This is a genomic window from Aureispira sp. CCB-E (assembly GCF_031326345.1).
Taxonomy (GTDB): domain Bacteria; phylum Bacteroidota; class Bacteroidia; order Chitinophagales; family Saprospiraceae; genus Aureispira.
The window spans coordinates 1,897,323-1,913,212 of sequence record NZ_CP133671.1 but is presented as its reverse complement, the minus strand read 5'-3'; the positions used below and the strand labels follow the sequence as shown (position 1 = coordinate 1,913,212).

The 15,890-nt window shown below is 35.3% G+C and carries 14 protein-coding genes and 2 tRNA genes; 12 read left to right on the top strand and 4 right to left on the bottom strand.

Translation table 11 applies throughout. The annotated features are described in order from the left end of the window. Nucleotides 1–172 precede the first annotated feature (172 nt). Nucleotides 173–721 carry a glutathione peroxidase gene (locus QP953_RS07235; protein WP_052596149.1) on the top strand — a complete coding sequence of 183 codons (549 nt, stop codon included), beginning with the start codon at nt 173–175 and terminating at the stop codon, nt 719–721. A gap of 70 nt (nt 722–791) precedes the next feature. Here QP953_RS07235 and QP953_RS07230 read toward each other — a convergent pair whose 3' ends face one another. Beyond that, nucleotides 792–1,430 carry a hypothetical protein gene (locus tag QP953_RS07230; RefSeq protein WP_052596147.1) on the bottom strand — a complete coding sequence of 213 codons (639 nt, stop codon included), beginning with the start codon at nt 1,428–1,430 and terminating at the stop codon, nt 792–794. A 670-nt stretch (nt 1,431–2,100) separates the two neighbouring features. Here QP953_RS07230 and QP953_RS07225 point away from each other — a divergent pair. From QP953_RS07225 to QP953_RS07200, 6 genes are all read left to right on the top strand, one after another. Beyond that, complete coding sequence (locus QP953_RS07225) at nt 2,101–2,670, top strand: RNA polymerase sigma factor (RefSeq protein ID WP_052596145.1); 570 nt, start codon at nt 2,101–2,103, stop codon at nt 2,668–2,670. Nucleotides 2,671–2,725: 55 nt separating this feature from the next. Next, nucleotides 2,726–4,174: a porin family protein gene (locus QP953_RS07220; RefSeq protein ID WP_052596143.1), complete on the top strand. Its 1,449-nt coding sequence runs from the start codon at nt 2,726–2,728 to the stop codon at nt 4,172–4,174. Nucleotides 4,175–4,418: 244 nt separating this feature from the next. Beyond that, nucleotides 4,419–4,841 carry a tRNA (adenosine(37)-N6)-threonylcarbamoyltransferase complex ATPase subunit type 1 TsaE gene (gene tsaE / locus QP953_RS07215; protein WP_052596141.1) on the top strand — a complete coding sequence of 141 codons (423 nt, stop codon included), beginning with the start codon at nt 4,419–4,421 and terminating at the stop codon, nt 4,839–4,841. Nucleotides 4,842–4,982: 141 nt separating this feature from the next. Continuing rightward, a tRNA-Gln gene (locus QP953_RS07210) sits at nt 4,983–5,053 on the top strand. 55 nt (nt 5,054–5,108) lie between these two features. Continuing rightward, nucleotides 5,109–5,179: transfer RNA gene (locus QP953_RS07205), tRNA-Gln, on the top strand. A gap of 234 nt (nt 5,180–5,413) precedes the next feature. Further along, nucleotides 5,414–5,725, top strand: a complete 312-nt coding sequence (locus QP953_RS07200; protein WP_052596140.1) for an HU family DNA-binding protein — start codon at nt 5,414–5,416, stop codon at nt 5,723–5,725. Between the two features lie 117 nt (nt 5,726–5,842). Here the strand turns inward: QP953_RS07200 and QP953_RS07195 are convergent, their stop codons facing one another. Then, complete coding sequence (locus QP953_RS07195; RefSeq protein WP_052596138.1) at nt 5,843–6,589, bottom strand: geranylgeranylglyceryl/heptaprenylglyceryl phosphate synthase; 747 nt, start codon at nt 6,587–6,589, stop codon at nt 5,843–5,845. A gap of 784 nt (nt 6,590–7,373) precedes the next feature. Between QP953_RS07195 and QP953_RS07190 the strand changes: the two genes are divergently transcribed. From QP953_RS07190 to QP953_RS07180, 3 genes are all read left to right on the top strand, one after another. Next, nucleotides 7,374–8,150 carry an MbnP family protein gene (locus QP953_RS07190; RefSeq protein WP_309554467.1) on the top strand — a complete coding sequence of 259 codons (777 nt, stop codon included), beginning with the start codon at nt 7,374–7,376 and terminating at the stop codon, nt 8,148–8,150. Between the two features lie 95 nt (nt 8,151–8,245). After that, a complete protein-coding gene (locus tag QP953_RS07185) occupies nt 8,246–9,400 on the top strand; it encodes a cytochrome-c peroxidase (RefSeq protein WP_052596133.1) in 1,155 nt (384 codons plus the stop codon). A gap of 354 nt (nt 9,401–9,754) precedes the next feature. Beyond that, nucleotides 9,755–10,555, top strand: coding sequence for a peptidylprolyl isomerase (locus QP953_RS07180; protein ID WP_052596130.1), 801 nt, complete (start codon nt 9,755–9,757; stop codon nt 10,553–10,555). Nucleotides 10,556–10,632: 77 nt separating this feature from the next. Here the strand turns inward: QP953_RS07180 and lysA are convergent, their stop codons facing one another. Further along, on the bottom strand, nt 10,633–11,910 hold the full coding sequence (gene lysA, locus QP953_RS07175) for a diaminopimelate decarboxylase (protein ID WP_052596128.1): 1,278 nt from the start codon (nt 11,908–11,910) through the stop codon (nt 10,633–10,635). A 427-nt stretch (nt 11,911–12,337) separates the two neighbouring features. Here lysA and dacB point away from each other — a divergent pair, with 427 nt between their 5' ends. Next, nucleotides 12,338–13,789 carry a D-alanyl-D-alanine carboxypeptidase/D-alanyl-D-alanine-endopeptidase gene (dacB, locus tag QP953_RS07170; RefSeq protein ID WP_309554466.1) on the top strand — a complete coding sequence of 484 codons (1,452 nt, stop codon included), beginning with the start codon at nt 12,338–12,340 and terminating at the stop codon, nt 13,787–13,789. Nucleotides 13,790–14,059: 270 nt separating this feature from the next. Continuing rightward, on the top strand, nt 14,060–14,467 hold the full coding sequence (locus tag QP953_RS07165; RefSeq protein ID WP_052596124.1) for a hypothetical protein: 408 nt from the start codon (nt 14,060–14,062) through the stop codon (nt 14,465–14,467). Between the two features lie 95 nt (nt 14,468–14,562). Here QP953_RS07165 and QP953_RS07160 read toward each other — a convergent pair whose 3' ends face one another. Next, nucleotides 14,563–15,768 (bottom strand): NAD(P)-dependent oxidoreductase, encoded by a 1,206-nt coding sequence (locus QP953_RS07160; RefSeq protein WP_309554464.1) that lies wholly within the window; start codon nt 15,766–15,768, stop codon nt 14,563–14,565. Nucleotides 15,769–15,890 lie beyond the last annotated feature (122 nt).

The following is a 15,890-nucleotide window of genomic DNA, read 5'->3' as shown; positions in this document are numbered from 1 at the left end:
TGATCATCAAACTAATAAAGTTTTTCAACGACCACGTAGTAGCAGTGCAGCTAACTATTGTGATATAAAACTTATGTGAATAACCGTTATTATTGCAATAATAATTGCTACTGGGATAACTTACTATCTATTTTAGACATTCAAACTTCACTTAATTCATAACTAAATTAACATGAAATTTTTATTAATTAGCCTCTTAACAAGTATATTTTGTTGGACAACAACCCCTACTTCTGTACATGACTTTACGATGAATGACATTGATGATCAGCCTGTAGAGTTATCTAAATACAAAGGCAAAGTCTTACTCATTGTCAACACAGCAAGCAAATGTGGTTTGACACCGCAATACGAAGGACTCCAAGCTACTTATGAAAAATATAGAGAGCAAGACCTCGTCGTTCTTGGGTTTCCTGCCAATAACTTTATGGGGCAAGAGCCTGGCAAAAACAGTCAAATAAAACAGTTTTGTACCAATAAATTTAATGTGACATTTCCAATGTTCTCAAAGATTTCGGTCAAAGGAAAAAATATACACCCATTATATCAGTATTTGACCTCCAAAGAACAAAATGGCAAATTTGATGCGCCTGTTACATGGAACTTTCAAAAATTCTTAGTTGATAGAGAAGGGAAAGTGATTAAATCATTCGCCCCTAACGAAAAAGTAACCGATGCCAAAGTAATTAAAGCCATTGAAAAAGTATTAAAGCAAAAATAGCTATTCTTTAGGAATTATTACTCAGATTTTAGGCCCTAAGAGTGTCTCGTCTAAAATCTGAGTCTTTTCTCTAAAAGGCATAATACAGCCCCAAACGATATTGCCAAGGAGAATTGTAAACCGTTGGTTGCAATGCTTTTCGCTGCCCAAACCAAAGAGCATTGACTAAAAGTTCTGCGGTAAATGAGAATCCTTTGTCAAAAGATGTATTGTATCCCAATCCTACATTAATGGCAGGCACAAAAGCACGAATTAATCGCCCCCCATTGTATTGAGTATGGTTTAAATACTCCCCTTCTACATGTGCATATAGGCCTTTCACTCCTCTCACTTCTGGAAAAGGACGAATATTAGCAAACACCCTTCCTCCATAAACATTGTCGCCAATATACTGCACCCCATTAAAATAAGCACTATAGATATATGTTCCTCCTATTCCTAAACCAACATATTTTCCCAAAAGATACCCTGCATAAGGTGAGACATCTACAAAAACGTATTGACCAAAGGAGAGACTAAATGTCATTCCAATAAACAAGTTCTCTACCTTAAACTTGTTCTTAGGTTCTTTGTATTTTCTATCTTTTACATTATCATTTATAATAACTGTATTATCAATTACCTCATCATCAGGAAGTGTATCAACTTGTGCAAAAGAAATTTGTGCACCCAATAAGATAATCAATAGGAAGAATAATTTGTATTGCATTTTTATTAATTGTGATAAGTAAATGATGAAAAAAATTATCGAAAATTGGTACCGATCGTTTGCTTTTTTAGGCTAATCTGACAAATCCCAAACAACAGCTTGCTAAAAAACTTTATTCATTTGATATACTATAATATCCATTTTGGATTGTTATGACAGAATACTCAAGTCCTTTTTTTATTAATTCAATAATCTATAAAAAGTTCATACAATTGGTCAACTTCTTAAAACCTCCTCCTCCCCACCAAGTTCTAACACATTATTAACCAACAAAGTAAAACTTTTAACAAACTATTTTTGTTACGATCAAAAAAAAAGAGCCACATTACATAATACGTTTTAGGCATTCTTTAAGGTTGGTCAATTATTTTTTTTTAACAAAAAAAACAAAAATCACCAACGCTTTTATTTTTTACTGCGTTTTCTAGGTAGAATTGAGTTTTTATCACCACAATTCATACCAAAAGTAAGCTTTATAGCGTTAAATCATCAAATGCAAATAGGCTTATTTTTCTAAAAGGAATGTGGCATTGAATAAGTTTATAGCAAAAAGGTTATTATTAATACAAACTTACAATAGTATCTAAATGAAATAGTGCCATTTTAAGTTTTAGATTATAGAGGCTCAAACAATTGGCGCTTCTATTTAGACGATGTACAACTTGGTTGAATGAGATATTCTGCAAAAAATACTGATAAAGAATTAGTTGCTGGCTGCCGCAAAGGCGAGCGTCTAGCCCAAAAAGTCTTGTATGAAAGATATTTTGGTAAGATGCTCGGTATAGCTATGAGGTATACCAAACAGCAAGAAGAGGCCGTTGAAATTCTAAATGCAGCATTTCTAAAGGTTTTTACTGCTTTAGACAAATACCAAGACAACAACAACTTGGCTGGTTGGATTGCCAAAATTGTCTTCAACTGTTCTATTGATCATGTTCGCAGGCACACCAAGTACCGTCAAGTAATGAATTTTGAAGTAGAGCGTGATGCGCCTGTTCTCAATGATAGTATTAATAACCTCCACGCTGAAGATTTATTTAAACTCATTCAAAAATTACCCACTGCTTCTCGAACAGTTTTTTGTTTGTATGTTGTTGATGGCTACAAACATAAAGAAGTTGCTGAAATGCTAGATATAACGGTAGGGACGTCAAAATGGCATTTAGCAAACGCTCGAAAAGAATTGCAACGCTTGATTCGCCAACAAGACCAAGAAGAACTTTTGGTAAGAGGCTGTTAATTGATGGTAATTTGAATAAAAAAAAATATTCTAACTAGAAGAAAGACCGAATGAAATGACCGATTTTTACAAAAAAAATGACAACTTACTACGTGACAAACTCACACAACATGAGTTTGCACAAACCCCCAACGCCTGGGAAAATATGTCGGCACTACTTGACCAACATCCTGTAGTTCCTAAACGGGCAGTAGGTTATTGGTGGTCGGTACCTTTTGTTACTGCTGCTGCACTAGCAGGTGTTATTGGATTAGGAATGTATTTTACCCCTACTTCCGCTCCTATCACCAACTCAAGTGCACCTGTCGCTGAACAGACGAATGTCAAAGAATCCTTTGTCGCAATTGCTCCAAATGTTTCTAATGCTAATCCGTCAGTAAATAGAAGTATAAATACGACTGAAAAAACAACATCCGAACAAGTTCAGGTGGCCGAAGAAAAAGCACCTAAAACGCTTGATCAACCAACTAAAAAGGTTGTCGTTAAATCGGCTGTAGTAGCTTCAACAAGCCCTGCAACAAGTACTAAAAAAACGACAACAGCACCAACTGTTGCCAATGTTTCTACTCCTAATACAACTTCACAACAAGAGAAGAAAAATGAAACGCCTCTTGCAACTGATCTTTTAGAGACTAATCAAACAACAGTAGCAACAAATAAGAAACGAAAAGTAAAAACAACTCGTACAGAGGTTATTTACCAATATTCAACCACTCCATTACGCGCCCTTCAAGAAAAGCGTAAGATGATGGAAAAGCAAAATACGATTGGTAATTTTGGTATTGGAGATGAATTAAACACTAAAAAATCGCCTTTAAAAGCAGCTGTATTTGGTGGTGCTAGTGCCAAACTATATGGTGCTACAAAAGATTTTTCTGTCATGCCTTTTGCTGGAGTTAGCGCTTCTTATCGCATTGCCAAACACCACGGAATACAAACAGGTGTTCAATACAAAAGCATGGGGAATTTAACTCAAAATTCTAGCAAAAAAGTAACCGATCCAACAACATATATGCCCTACGCAAAACCAGAACCATCTATTCAAAGAATTGATCTTTTAGAAGTACCTTTGGTTTATCAATTTCATCCACACCCTAAGTACAATCTACAAGCAGGTGTCAAAGGAGCATGGCTGATGAATGTTGAAACAGGTAATCCTGACCTAAACAATTTGTCGAATGCAGAAATGGGAATTAGTGAATTTGACTTTAGTCTTTTGTTGGGTATGGAATATTGTTTTAATGAGCACTGGTCTATGGGCATACAATACAGCCTTGGCTTAATCAACTTAACTCAAAAAGCATCAAGCATGCATAATGAAGAAGTTAGCGCAACAATAGATGCAGGGAACGATCCTCAATACAATATCAATGCATTGACAAATGATGGAGAATTGATCGTACCAGTTCATTCTGAAGCGACAGGTGCGAGTCATCAAGCATTGAAAGTTCCCAATCAATTGCGCAACAATGATGTCCAAGTACTACTAAAATATACGTTTTAAAAGGTAATCGTTTGCTTTTGGTACCTTAACTAAGAAAATACAACTTTTACCTCACAGAAGGTAGCATTCTTGTTTTTAGAATGCTACCTTTTTTTATCTTTGCCTTTGAGCCTGTTTAAATTCTGTCTTCAAGCTTTTTGCCCCTATCAACTGTTTTGTTAGGCACTAAAATCAACTCATGTGCATCCAAATTGAAAAACATGAATTTTAACCTGCTCTTATCTTTCTTGTCAAAAAAAATGAAATGAGACAGCAATTTGTAGCCAATTCTATTGACCAATTAGATGCTATTGTAAAGGCATTGACTCCTATTATAAAAACTAGAAAAAAAGTAGCCTTTTTAGGGCAAATAGGAGCTGGAAAAACAACATTTATCAAACAACTTTGTCGTAATTTGGGTGTCAAAGATTTAACTTCTAGCCCTACATTTTCGATCATCAATCAATATGAAGCTCCACAAGCGACCATTTATCATGTCGATTTGTATCGACTAAAGTCAGAAGAAGAAGCATTTTCTATTGGGTTGATGGAACTTTTAGATGATAATAGTTATTGTTTTATTGAGTGGCCAAGCATCATAGAAAACTATTTTCCTGAATCAGCTCTATGGATTAAAATATCTGTTGACGAATCCGAAAATAGAATCTTTGATATTTATTATGAATAAGGAACCACTCTAAAGTATTCGTTCTTAGACAGAAAAGTTTTGCCACGTATTTTTTTTCTAAAAAAAAGCAAAATTTTTTGTTCAAAAGTTTGTTTGTTCAGCAAACAACAATTATATTTGCATTCGCATTTAAGGAAGTAATGGCCCATGGTGTAATGGTAACACAGCAGATTTTGATTCTGTCATTCTAGGTTCGAGCCCTAGTGGGCCAACTAACTTTCCTAAAAGCGTTATATAAGAATGTCTTGTTCTACAAACATTCATTTTTGGCCCATGGTGTAATGGTAACACAGCAGATTTTGATTCTGTCATTCTAGGTTCGAGCCCTAGTGGGCCAACTAAAAAGTCTTTAGCAAATATTTTGTTAAAGATTTTTTTTTGCGTATTTTTTAATTTTTGAAACATTAAGAGTCTTTCAAAGAGCAGAAAACAAAGCGTTTATAGCGTTTTTTTAAGACAAAAATTGTAAAATACAGCAAAAGAGTATACATTTGTAAGTACTTAATTTTTAAGCATTAATTAAAAACATCCTAATTTTTGCTTGTCATCCAAATTATAAATCATTTACTATTATGAACAAAGGAGATTTGATCGACAAAATTGCACAGAAAGCTGGCTTGAAAAAAGCAGATGCTGCTGCTGCATTAGATGCTACTCTAGATTCAATTCAAGATGCACTAAAAGAAGGTGACAAAGTTACTTTGGTCGGTTTCTGCACATTGAGCACTTCTTATCGTGCAGCTAGAACAGGTGTAAATCCTAGTACGGGTAAACCTGTGCCGATTGATGAAAAAGTTACTGTTAAATTCAAAGCAGGTAAACTTCTTTCTGATTCTGTTAACACAGCGAAGTTAAGAAAGGCTTTAAAGCCTAAGAAAAAGTAAGCTTTTGTTTGCCCTGATAGATAAGATATAAAAGCACATACTCAAACAGTATGTGCTTTACTTTTATCTCTATAACTCATCTATCTTCACAAAAGAGACATATTGAGGATTGGTCTCCTAGCCTTCGTGTACCGCAGCAGCCAACTCTAAAATCAACTGCGGATCCTTCTCAATAGCATTTCCGACCACAATAATATCTGCCCCTGCCTTTACATTCGCACTTGCTTTTTCGGGTGTTTTAATTCCTCCTCCTATAATCAAGGGGATCTCTGTTGCCATCGAAACCGACTCTATCATAGAAGTGCTAATTGGGTTTTGAGCACCACTCCCTGCATCCATATAAATCAATTTTAGCCCCAGCATCTCTCCTGCCATAGCCGTACAAACAGCAATACTATCTTTATTGGCTGGAATGGGTTGAGTATTGGACATATAAGAAACGGAAGTAGGCACCCCACCATCTACCAAGATATAACCTGTTGAAATAATTTCCACTGGGCTTATTTTCAGAAAAGGAGCTGTCTCTACGTGTTTGCCAATTAACAGTTCTGGGTTTCTACCCGATATTAACGACAAGAATAACAGACCATCCGCTTTGTAGCTCAATTGCCTAGAACTCCCTGGAAACAAAACAACAGGAATGTTGCAATTTTTTTTGATATTCATAATAATATCATCCAAAGCATCATTTACAACCAAACTACCACCTATAAAAAAACTATCCACAGCAGCTTGTTCTGCCAATTCAACAATTTTATCAATATCTTTTAAACGCAATTTGTCAGGATCAATCAAAACTGCAAATTCTTTAGATTGTTTTTCTTTTGCTTTTCGCCAGTTGGTATAAATTTGATTTGTATTCATTACTTTTTGTTGATATTGATTACTTAAGCAGTAATTTTACGATTAACTTCGTCAAAAGGTCTCGTGACAGCGTTCCCATCGCTACTTCTTTTGCTTTTTTTATCAAAATTTCTAGCAATTCTATGGATCATCCATTATGTTTCTTTACATAGATACCTCTTAATTATAGCATATCAAGGTGTCATAATACAGTAAATTTAGTAACATTCAAAAGATAAACTGTTTTAACTATTTTTTTTTGAAACCAAGGCATAAAAATTGTGCCTATTAAAACGCTAATTTCCTTTATCCCAAATCAACAGAAATGACTTTCATTTCGTTTTAATGAATAGACTTTCTCCTAACTATTAATAACTTTCGTTCTTTGATTAGCGGTACTGGTAGTCATTATGTTACTCGTATTCTATCCTGCTAAAAAATTTATCAAATTTTGCTCGTTTTACTAGCTAGTGTCATCAATTGTATACTACCACTCTTTTTTAGAAAAGGATTGGTGTTTTAAAAAGCAAAATTGTAAGTTTGTTATCATAGGTACATTGTAAACAGATATGGTCATTTGATCTACTAGATAATTTATCCAAGAACTCACTTTTCATTACTCCGTTAAAAAACTGTATTACTTTGATTATCAACAACATACACCTTTACGAATATTTTACACTAAAATCTGATAATCAAACTAATACAAGGTGTTTTTTTATATTTTTACTTCCTGAGCCTACGGGTTCATAGAGAAACTAAAAAATCAACGGAGTATTAACTTTTAACAATTAAAAATAAAATTATGCGCACGATTATCCTCCTTTTGCTATCCATCACAATGTGGTCTAGCTCCTGCGAAACACCTCCCAAAAAAGAGGACAAAATAACTGGCAATTTAGCCATTACATTCAAAGCTCGATATGGCGCTGATCCATTGATCTTATTTCAACAAACAGCAACAGGTCAAAGCAACCCTACCAATATTTTATTCAAAAAATTAGATTTTTTTATTTCGGATATCAAAGGAGTTAATGCTGGTACTAAAACAGATTTTGCCGATGTTGGCTATATTTCTATGGTTAATAGTATTACACAACAAGCTGCTGAAGAAGGTACTACTTTTACAATCAACGACCTTCCTGTAGGAAGTTATACCGCTCTAGATTTAGGTATTGGTTTATCCGATGCTATCAACAATACAACTCCTGGCGACTATAATTCTGATTCTCCACTTGGTCTCAATGGCAATCACTGGGCAAGTTGGAATAGTTATATCTTATGTAAATTAGAAGGTGATATTACTCAGTCCAACGGTACGACTTCTGGTTTTTTATACCACTCTGGCGTAAATGGCATGCATCAACTACTTTCTTTTGCTAAAAATTATGACATCGAAGCCAATCAAACAACAGAAATTACAGTGTATGTTGATGCCAAGGATATTTTCTTTAAAACAGGCAGAGAAATTGATATGGTCACTGACAAACAAACGCATTCTGGTGCGGTAGGTTCTGCTGATTATAATTTAGCTAAAAAAGTAATCGAAAATTTAGCGGCTGCTATGACAATTCAGTCTTAAGTCCATTTTAGTACATCCTTGATTGGAAAATAATTTTTTATCCAATCAACTAAAAATGTACTTTAACCCCAAAGCGTATAAAACTATCTGATACAATGCATTATAAATCAATTTTTGTTTTTACGGTTATAATAATTGGTATTATTGCCTGTAAAGAAACCGAATATATTGGACCTCTTAGTCCTTGTGATTTAACCAGTATTCCTTACAATCCAACTAGTTATACCGTTGAGTCTCCTAATGGTTTTCCACCAATGGAACATCCTGATGATAATCCCATCACTGTACAAGGTATTGAGTTAGGGCGTCATCTATTTTATGATCCTATTTTGTCTCGAGATTCTACCATTTCCTGTAGCTCTTGCCATGATATTAACAAGGCTTTTACGGATGGTTTGGCAAAATCGAAAGGTATTGACAACCGAATTGCAAGACGTAGTTCTATGTCTTTGATCAATATAGGATATAGTTGGGTAAAGGGGCGAAAACACAACTTTATGTGGGATGGTCGTTTCTCGACCTTAGAAGAGCAAATTTTAAAAGGTCCCGTTGAAGATCCTTTAGAAATGGATAATACTTGGGAAAAGGTAGAGGCGGATTTGCGCAAGCACCCCACCTACCCAAAAATGTTCCGAGAAGCTTTTGGTGTTGATTGTTATGATGGCATCAATAGAGAATTAGTCGCCAAAGCCATTGCACAATTTGAACGAACACTCAATTCTGCCAACTCTAGGTATGATGAAGATGTTTGGGTTCCTTTTGTTTATTTGAATAGCCAAGAACTTCGTGGCATGACCTTATTTATTGGTGATGCTGCTGGAGCACCAAGTTCTAAAGACGCAGAATGTGCCCATTGTCATAGTTTCTCTAGAAACAAAGCTTTGTTTGCTAGAAATGAATTTTCTAACAATGGTTTAGATTCAGCACAAACTCTTTTTGACTTTGCAGACAATGGCTATGGAGAAGCAACAGGAAATGCACCTGAAAATGGTCAATTTAGAGAGGTTTCCTTGCGAAATATTGCACTAACAGCTCCATATATGCACGATGGGCGTTTCCAAACCTTAGAGGAGGTTGTTGATCACTATGCTACAGGCGGACATTACGCTCCTAATCTAGCATCTGAATTGACAACGGCTCCTACTATAAAAACCTTGACAGCAAGTGACAAAGCTGATATTGTTGCCTTTTTGCACGCACTGACAGACAGTAGCTATTTTAACAAACCAGAATGGAGTAGCCCTTTCTAAAAATCTATTTTGCTTGCCTATCAATCTATGACTCAAGAATAGTGGTGTCGTCGAGTAATCGTTTAGAAAAAATAAAAAGGAAAGATTTTTGTAAACTTTTAAGAAGGAGTATTATGTCGATTCGTAGATTAATGCGGATTCTGTATATTTGTACTTCTACAAAACTCCTAACTTATACGGAATTGAATTAATTTATGTCGCAATAAAAGTATCTATTCTTTCTACTTATCGTCATAATATGCTCTAAATAGCTTGCTATTTTGCTGCTTTTTGTCTCAATTAGAAAAAATATTTATCTTTCATTTTGTATGACATTCTTGATTCAATTCCGTATTAATTATAAAAAATCTTAGTGTGCTTAAAAACAATTTTATTTTTCTTGCTTCAATAGGTTCTCTATTTTTATTAATGGTTGCTTGTGTGACTTCTACAACAACAACTTCTTCTAACACATCTACGGGTGACAAAACAACCACCAAAGATGGTCGACAAGTAGTCGTTCGAAAGGCAGGTAACTTACAAGTTGTAGAACCTGATACGATAAAATTAGAACCGAATCCTTATTCTGCCTTAGTTGAGATGGAAACTAAGTTTGGCACTATGAAAATTGAATTGTTTTTTGATGCTGAAAACCATCGTACCAATTTTATCAAATTAGCCAAACAAAACTATTATGATAGCCTAATGTTTCATCGAGTGATCAAAAATTTCATGGCTCAGGGAGGTGATCCAAATTCTAGAATGGCAAAAAAAGGACAACGGTTAGGAAATGGTGGTCCCCAATACAAACAAGATGCGGAAATTGGACAACATTACTACCATATTAAGGGCGCTCTTGCTGCTGCTCGTCAACCTGATGAAATGAATCCAGATAAGCAATCTTCGGGCTCTCAATTTTACATCGTTCACGGTAGCTCTGTTTCTCCTGGACAATTAGACAAGAATGAACGAGAATATAATATTATTTATACAGAAGAACAACGAAAGTTATATTATAAACTAGGCGGTGCTCCCCAATTGGATATGGAGTACACTGTTTTTGGGCGTGTTTACGAACGATTGGATATCATTGATAGCATTTGCTACAAAGAAACGGATGCCTATGCTCGTCCCAAGGAAGATATTAGAATCAAAGTGAGGGTCATTCGCGAATAATAAACAAACACTAGCTTCCTCTATGGATGGGGAAGCTAATGTTTTATAATAACGTTGCGCTTCAAGCAAGCAACATTCTACTCTGCATTTAACAACTGTTCTTCTTCACTACTGAAATCCAATTCAGGTACTATTTGGTTTCTCAACAAATCTTCAAATGTCTCTCGTTGACGAATTAAATGAGCCTGTCCATTATGGACTAAAACTTCTGCTGGGCGGTACCGACTATTATAATTAGAAGCCATAGAAAAACAATAAGCCCCAGCATTCTTAAAACACAAAACATCTCCTTCCTTAATTTCATTAATTTTTCGATTCCAACCAAAAGTATCCGTTTCACAAATATAACCAACTACAGTGTATATTTTAGGTTTCCCATTGGGATTCGATGCATTGATAATTTCATGGTGCGCACCATAAAACATAGGTCGTATCATGTGATTAAATCCTGTATCAATGCCTGCAAAGACAGTTGAAGTGGTTTGCTTAACGACATTGGTTCTAGCCAAGAAATAACCTGCCTCACTAACTAGAAATTTACCAGGTTCAAATGCTAATGTTAAATCTTTTCCCGTTTCTTCGCAAAAAGCATTAAACCGCTCTGACATCATTTCTCCAAACTGTTCCATATCAGTTTCGATGTCATTAGACTTGTATTTCACTTTAAATCCAGAACCAAAGTCAATGTATTTTAAATCATCAAATTTTCGAGCAACATTAAACAACAACGTTGCCGCATGAGAAAAGACATCCACATCCAATATATCTGAGCCCGTATGCATGTGTACACCTTCTACTTTGATGTTCAAAGTTTTTACTAAACGCTCTACCAAAGGCATTTGATGAATAGAGATTCCAAACTTAGAATCGATATGACCGACTGAAATTTTGGCATTTCCTCCAGCCATGATATGTGGATTGATTCGAATACAAAACGTCTGATTGGGATGATGAACTCCCATGTATTCCAAGGTTTCAATATTATCAATATTTACCTTAACCCCTAGTTTCATAGCCGCTTCCAATTCTTCTATAGACACAGAATTAGGCGTATAGATAATATCTTTGGCCGCAAAACCTGCTTCTAAGCCCAATCGAATCTCTTGATAAGAAACAGCATCCAAACCAGCCCCCAAGTTTTTGAGTAGCTTCAAAACGCTTAAGTTCGTCAAAGCTTTGCAGGCATAATTAATTTTAAGCTTTTTTACTTGACCTAAAGCCTGTTTCATTTTTTTGTATTGGCTAATGATTTTATTAGAATCATAAACAAACAAAGGGGTACCATAAGAGGCTGCTATTTCCAATGCGTTTACGCCACCGATTTCAAACTGTTGTGTCTCGTCATTTAATAACATGATGCTTAAAATTTTATAAATTATGCAAAAGAATTAATAAGAATATAATATCCTATAAATAAAAAAAAGCGATTGGTTCATTTTGACCAATCGCTTTTCACTGTATAAGAAGTTAGCTTTGTTTATGTCAAAATGCACCGAAGTCGAGGATACTTCTTATCCGCCTTTTTACAACATACCATAGCCTTTTTGTCCTTGCTAATACAAGTCAATTCTGATACCAATAATATGTGTTTTGTCCGTTGCATAATACGAATATAGAGATTTTGAAGAAAGAAACAAATTTTTACAACAAAATAGCCCACCCCCATTTTAAATCAACCAAGAGATTCAACTCTTTTTTTTTCATTATTAAAATTCCTTTTTCTATTTTATCAAGCTAAAAAAAAACAAACGACCTATTAAAGATTATCAAAACAAACACAAGATGTACAAAACCTTACTGATTAGTTTTCTCCTTTCTTTTCCACTTTCTTCTTATGCTCAAACAAAAATAGAAGCCGCTCTAAAAAGCTTTGAAAATGACAATGAGTTAAAGTATGCTTCTATTGGATTCTGTGCCATAGATATCAATACCAATCAAATCTATGCGCAGCGTTCACCTAATCGAGCATTAATTCCCGCTTCTTCTATGAAAGTCATTACTACAGGTTCTGCTTTGGCTATTTTAGGAAGCGATTATAAATTTAAAACCTACTTAGAATATAGTGGGTCTATCTCAAATGGAACGCTCAACGGCAATTTGTACATTAGAGGTACTGGCGATCCTTCTTTGGCATCTCCAATTATGGAAGAAGTTCCTACCAAAGAGGCATTAATGGCAGAATTTGTTGCTGTCATAAAAAAAGCAGGCATCCAAAAAATCAATGGTGCTATTGTTGGTGATGGAAGTTTTTTTGACGACCAAGTAATGATTCCCACTTGGCAATGGGGTGATATTGGCAACCATTATGGCGCAGGAACATCTGGCTTGAACTATCACGACAATTTGTACTACATCCACTTCAAACAAGCAAGGGATTATGGAGCTACCCCAACAGTTGATCACACTGTTCCTAATATTCCTCAACTTAAATTTGATAACCGAGTAACTAGTGCTGGAAGCCGAACAGGGGACAATGCGTATGTTTATGCTGCTCCTTATGGAACAGAAGTGACCCTTCGAGGGACAATTCCCAAAGGAAGTGGTTTGTTTGATATCAAGGGCGCAACTCCAGACCCCAGCCTACTCTGTGCTCATGACTTGCGCAACGCTTTGATTACTGAAGGAATCCCCGTGTCTAAAAAAGAAACCACACAACGTTTACTAAAAGACAAAAACGCTAGGAGAAAAATTCATACGCACTTCTCTCCTTCTATGACTGCCATTTGTAAACACACAAATGAAGATAGTCGTAATATGTATTGTGAAGCTTTATTAAAAGCGATTGGAGCCAAAGTTAAAGGTCTTGGTAGCACAGAAAATGGGATTGCGGCAGTCACTGACTTTTGGCGAAGCAGAGGATTGGATATGTCTGGCTTTTTCATGAAAGACGGCTGTGGGCTGTCTGCTAGAAATGGTGTTTCTCCCAAAACATTTGCTGAAATTATGCGTAAAATGTACATTGACAAAAAAACGTTTGGAGATTTTTATAACCAAATGGCTATTGCTGGTAGAACAGGAACTCTACGCAATATGTGCCGCAACTCTTCTGCTGAAAATAATGTACGAGCAAAAAGTGGTTCTATGAACAGAATCCGAAGCTATACAGGTTTTGTGACCACTAAAGGAGGAAAAAAGCTGGCTTTTAGTATGATTGTCAATAATTATTCTTGTTCTGGATACATGATGAAAAAGAAATTGGAAACGTTAATGATTGCTTTAGCAGAATCAAATTAAACTTTTTGATTATTAAAGTATTTTACTTTTATTTTTAGTTAATATTAAAAAAAATAAAATGACGATTTTCTTTTTCTTTTATTAACTTTCTAGTTAGTTTTAACTCTGGATTTAGAAGTTATTTAAATAGGCTATTCCTATTTGATAATAGTGCTGTATGTTCTTTTTTAATAAAAAGATCAAAAGCAACAGGCTACTAGTAAAAAAGACGCTATTGTAAACAACTTTTTAGACCAATCTCGACTAAACAACCATAATAGACCAAATACTATGGAGTATCAAACTAAAGAATTAACAATCAAAATCCGTCCTGATAATATCATCGAAATAAAAGCAAAAAAGGACCTTGAAGAATTTACCCTAGAAGGGGCGAAAGAAAACGTAGCGATGATGGAAGAAATAGTTGGTAATGATCCTAGATGTGTCATAGCATGGATGCCTGATAAGTACATGAAAAAAGACATCATTAAATATTACAATGACTTTGAACAAGAGTTTGTCACCACTGCCTTAATCACAAAATCCTTTTCTTCTAAAATTATTGGTAACCTTTTCATCACTTTAAGAACACGATTTGTTTCTAAAGGCAAAAGAAAAACCAATCCCATTCAATTATTTACATCTGAAGAAGAAGCTGTTAAGTGGTTATTAAGTGTAATGGCAACCTATGATAATTAATAGATTTTAATAGTAATATAGGCGGGGAAACGCATGGTTGTTTTCCCCGCCTACCTTATAGTAGGCACAGGCTACTGAGCCTCTCCAACACATAATTATGCTCCTTGAACATAATCTGTTAAATACTGAAAGTGAGGTCCAAGTTGTCCATCTTTAGCAATCATTGCTCGTTCCAACATTCCTGTGTTTTTGAGTCCCAATAATTCCTCTATTACATGCGCTGTAAATTGTTCTCCAAATGATTTTGAAGCATCTTTTGGCAACTCATTAGGCAGATTGTCAATTGTCATCATATCAATCGTATGTGCTTGATAAGGCTCTACAGCTGATTCCGATTCAGGATCATATCCAAATACAGGCTTTGCAATTGTTGTAGCAAATAAAGTAGATGGAATAGAAGCCACTGGCGCAATATCACAGGTAACATCGGCAATTACCTTGATGTTAAAATCTTCCTCCTTCATAGCAGCTTTAGTAAAGAAAGCGGGTGCCTCATTTGCCCAATAAATACCATTGACCATCAAATCAGCAACTTTGGTATAAGGCTCAAAGATTGATTTATAGTTTTGTGGATTTTGATAAAAATCCATCAATTCAAAGGGCTTATCTTCTTTAGGAGCTGCATAATGCTCACAATCCAACTGTGTATAAACAGCTTCATCGTACTCCTTTTCTAAAAAATCTTGAGGGCTAACCTTTCTTATCTCCATATGGTCGAATACTTCTGCCGCACCATTGGCAACACGTCCAGTTCCTGTCACAACAATTTTCATTTTAGGAAAGGACAATGTTTTGTAATAAGCTATTGCAGCAGCATAATCGTCGTATTTGTGCATTTGTTTTAGTTCAAATGCTCCTGTACGATTGCCATAAGTCATCATACCATTGTGCGCGCCAACAATTCCTGCAAAACGCCCAAAAGCAATCACTCGTTGTTTTTTCTCGTTCGTTAACACCTCATAATCAAACAAAGTGATGTTCTCCTCTAAGATTTTTTGTAGTAAAGCACGATTATATGGTTGTGCTTTGATTGTGTGTGAAAAGAAAAAGTATTTTTTGTTAGGAATCAGCTGCTCTTTAGGAACTTCTTTAATTCCCATCAATACGTCACAATCGGAAACATCCTCTTGCACTTTAATTCCCTCTGATGCATACGCTTCATCTGGCAAACAGCGCCCTGGTGACGGTTGTACAACAAACTGAAGATCGTATTTCTCTTGTAAAGTGGCACACTGCTTGGGTGTGAACAATACTCTAGAATCTGGTGGCACTTTTCCTTCTCTAATAATTCCTATTTTCATAATTGCGTGTTTTACTTTTTTTTGATGGTGGAATTTAGCCATTTTGAAGTTAAAAGCACCTTAAATGAACAGCAATTTTTAAAATCTTTTGAGAATAAACATCTTCCTTCGCACCAATAGAC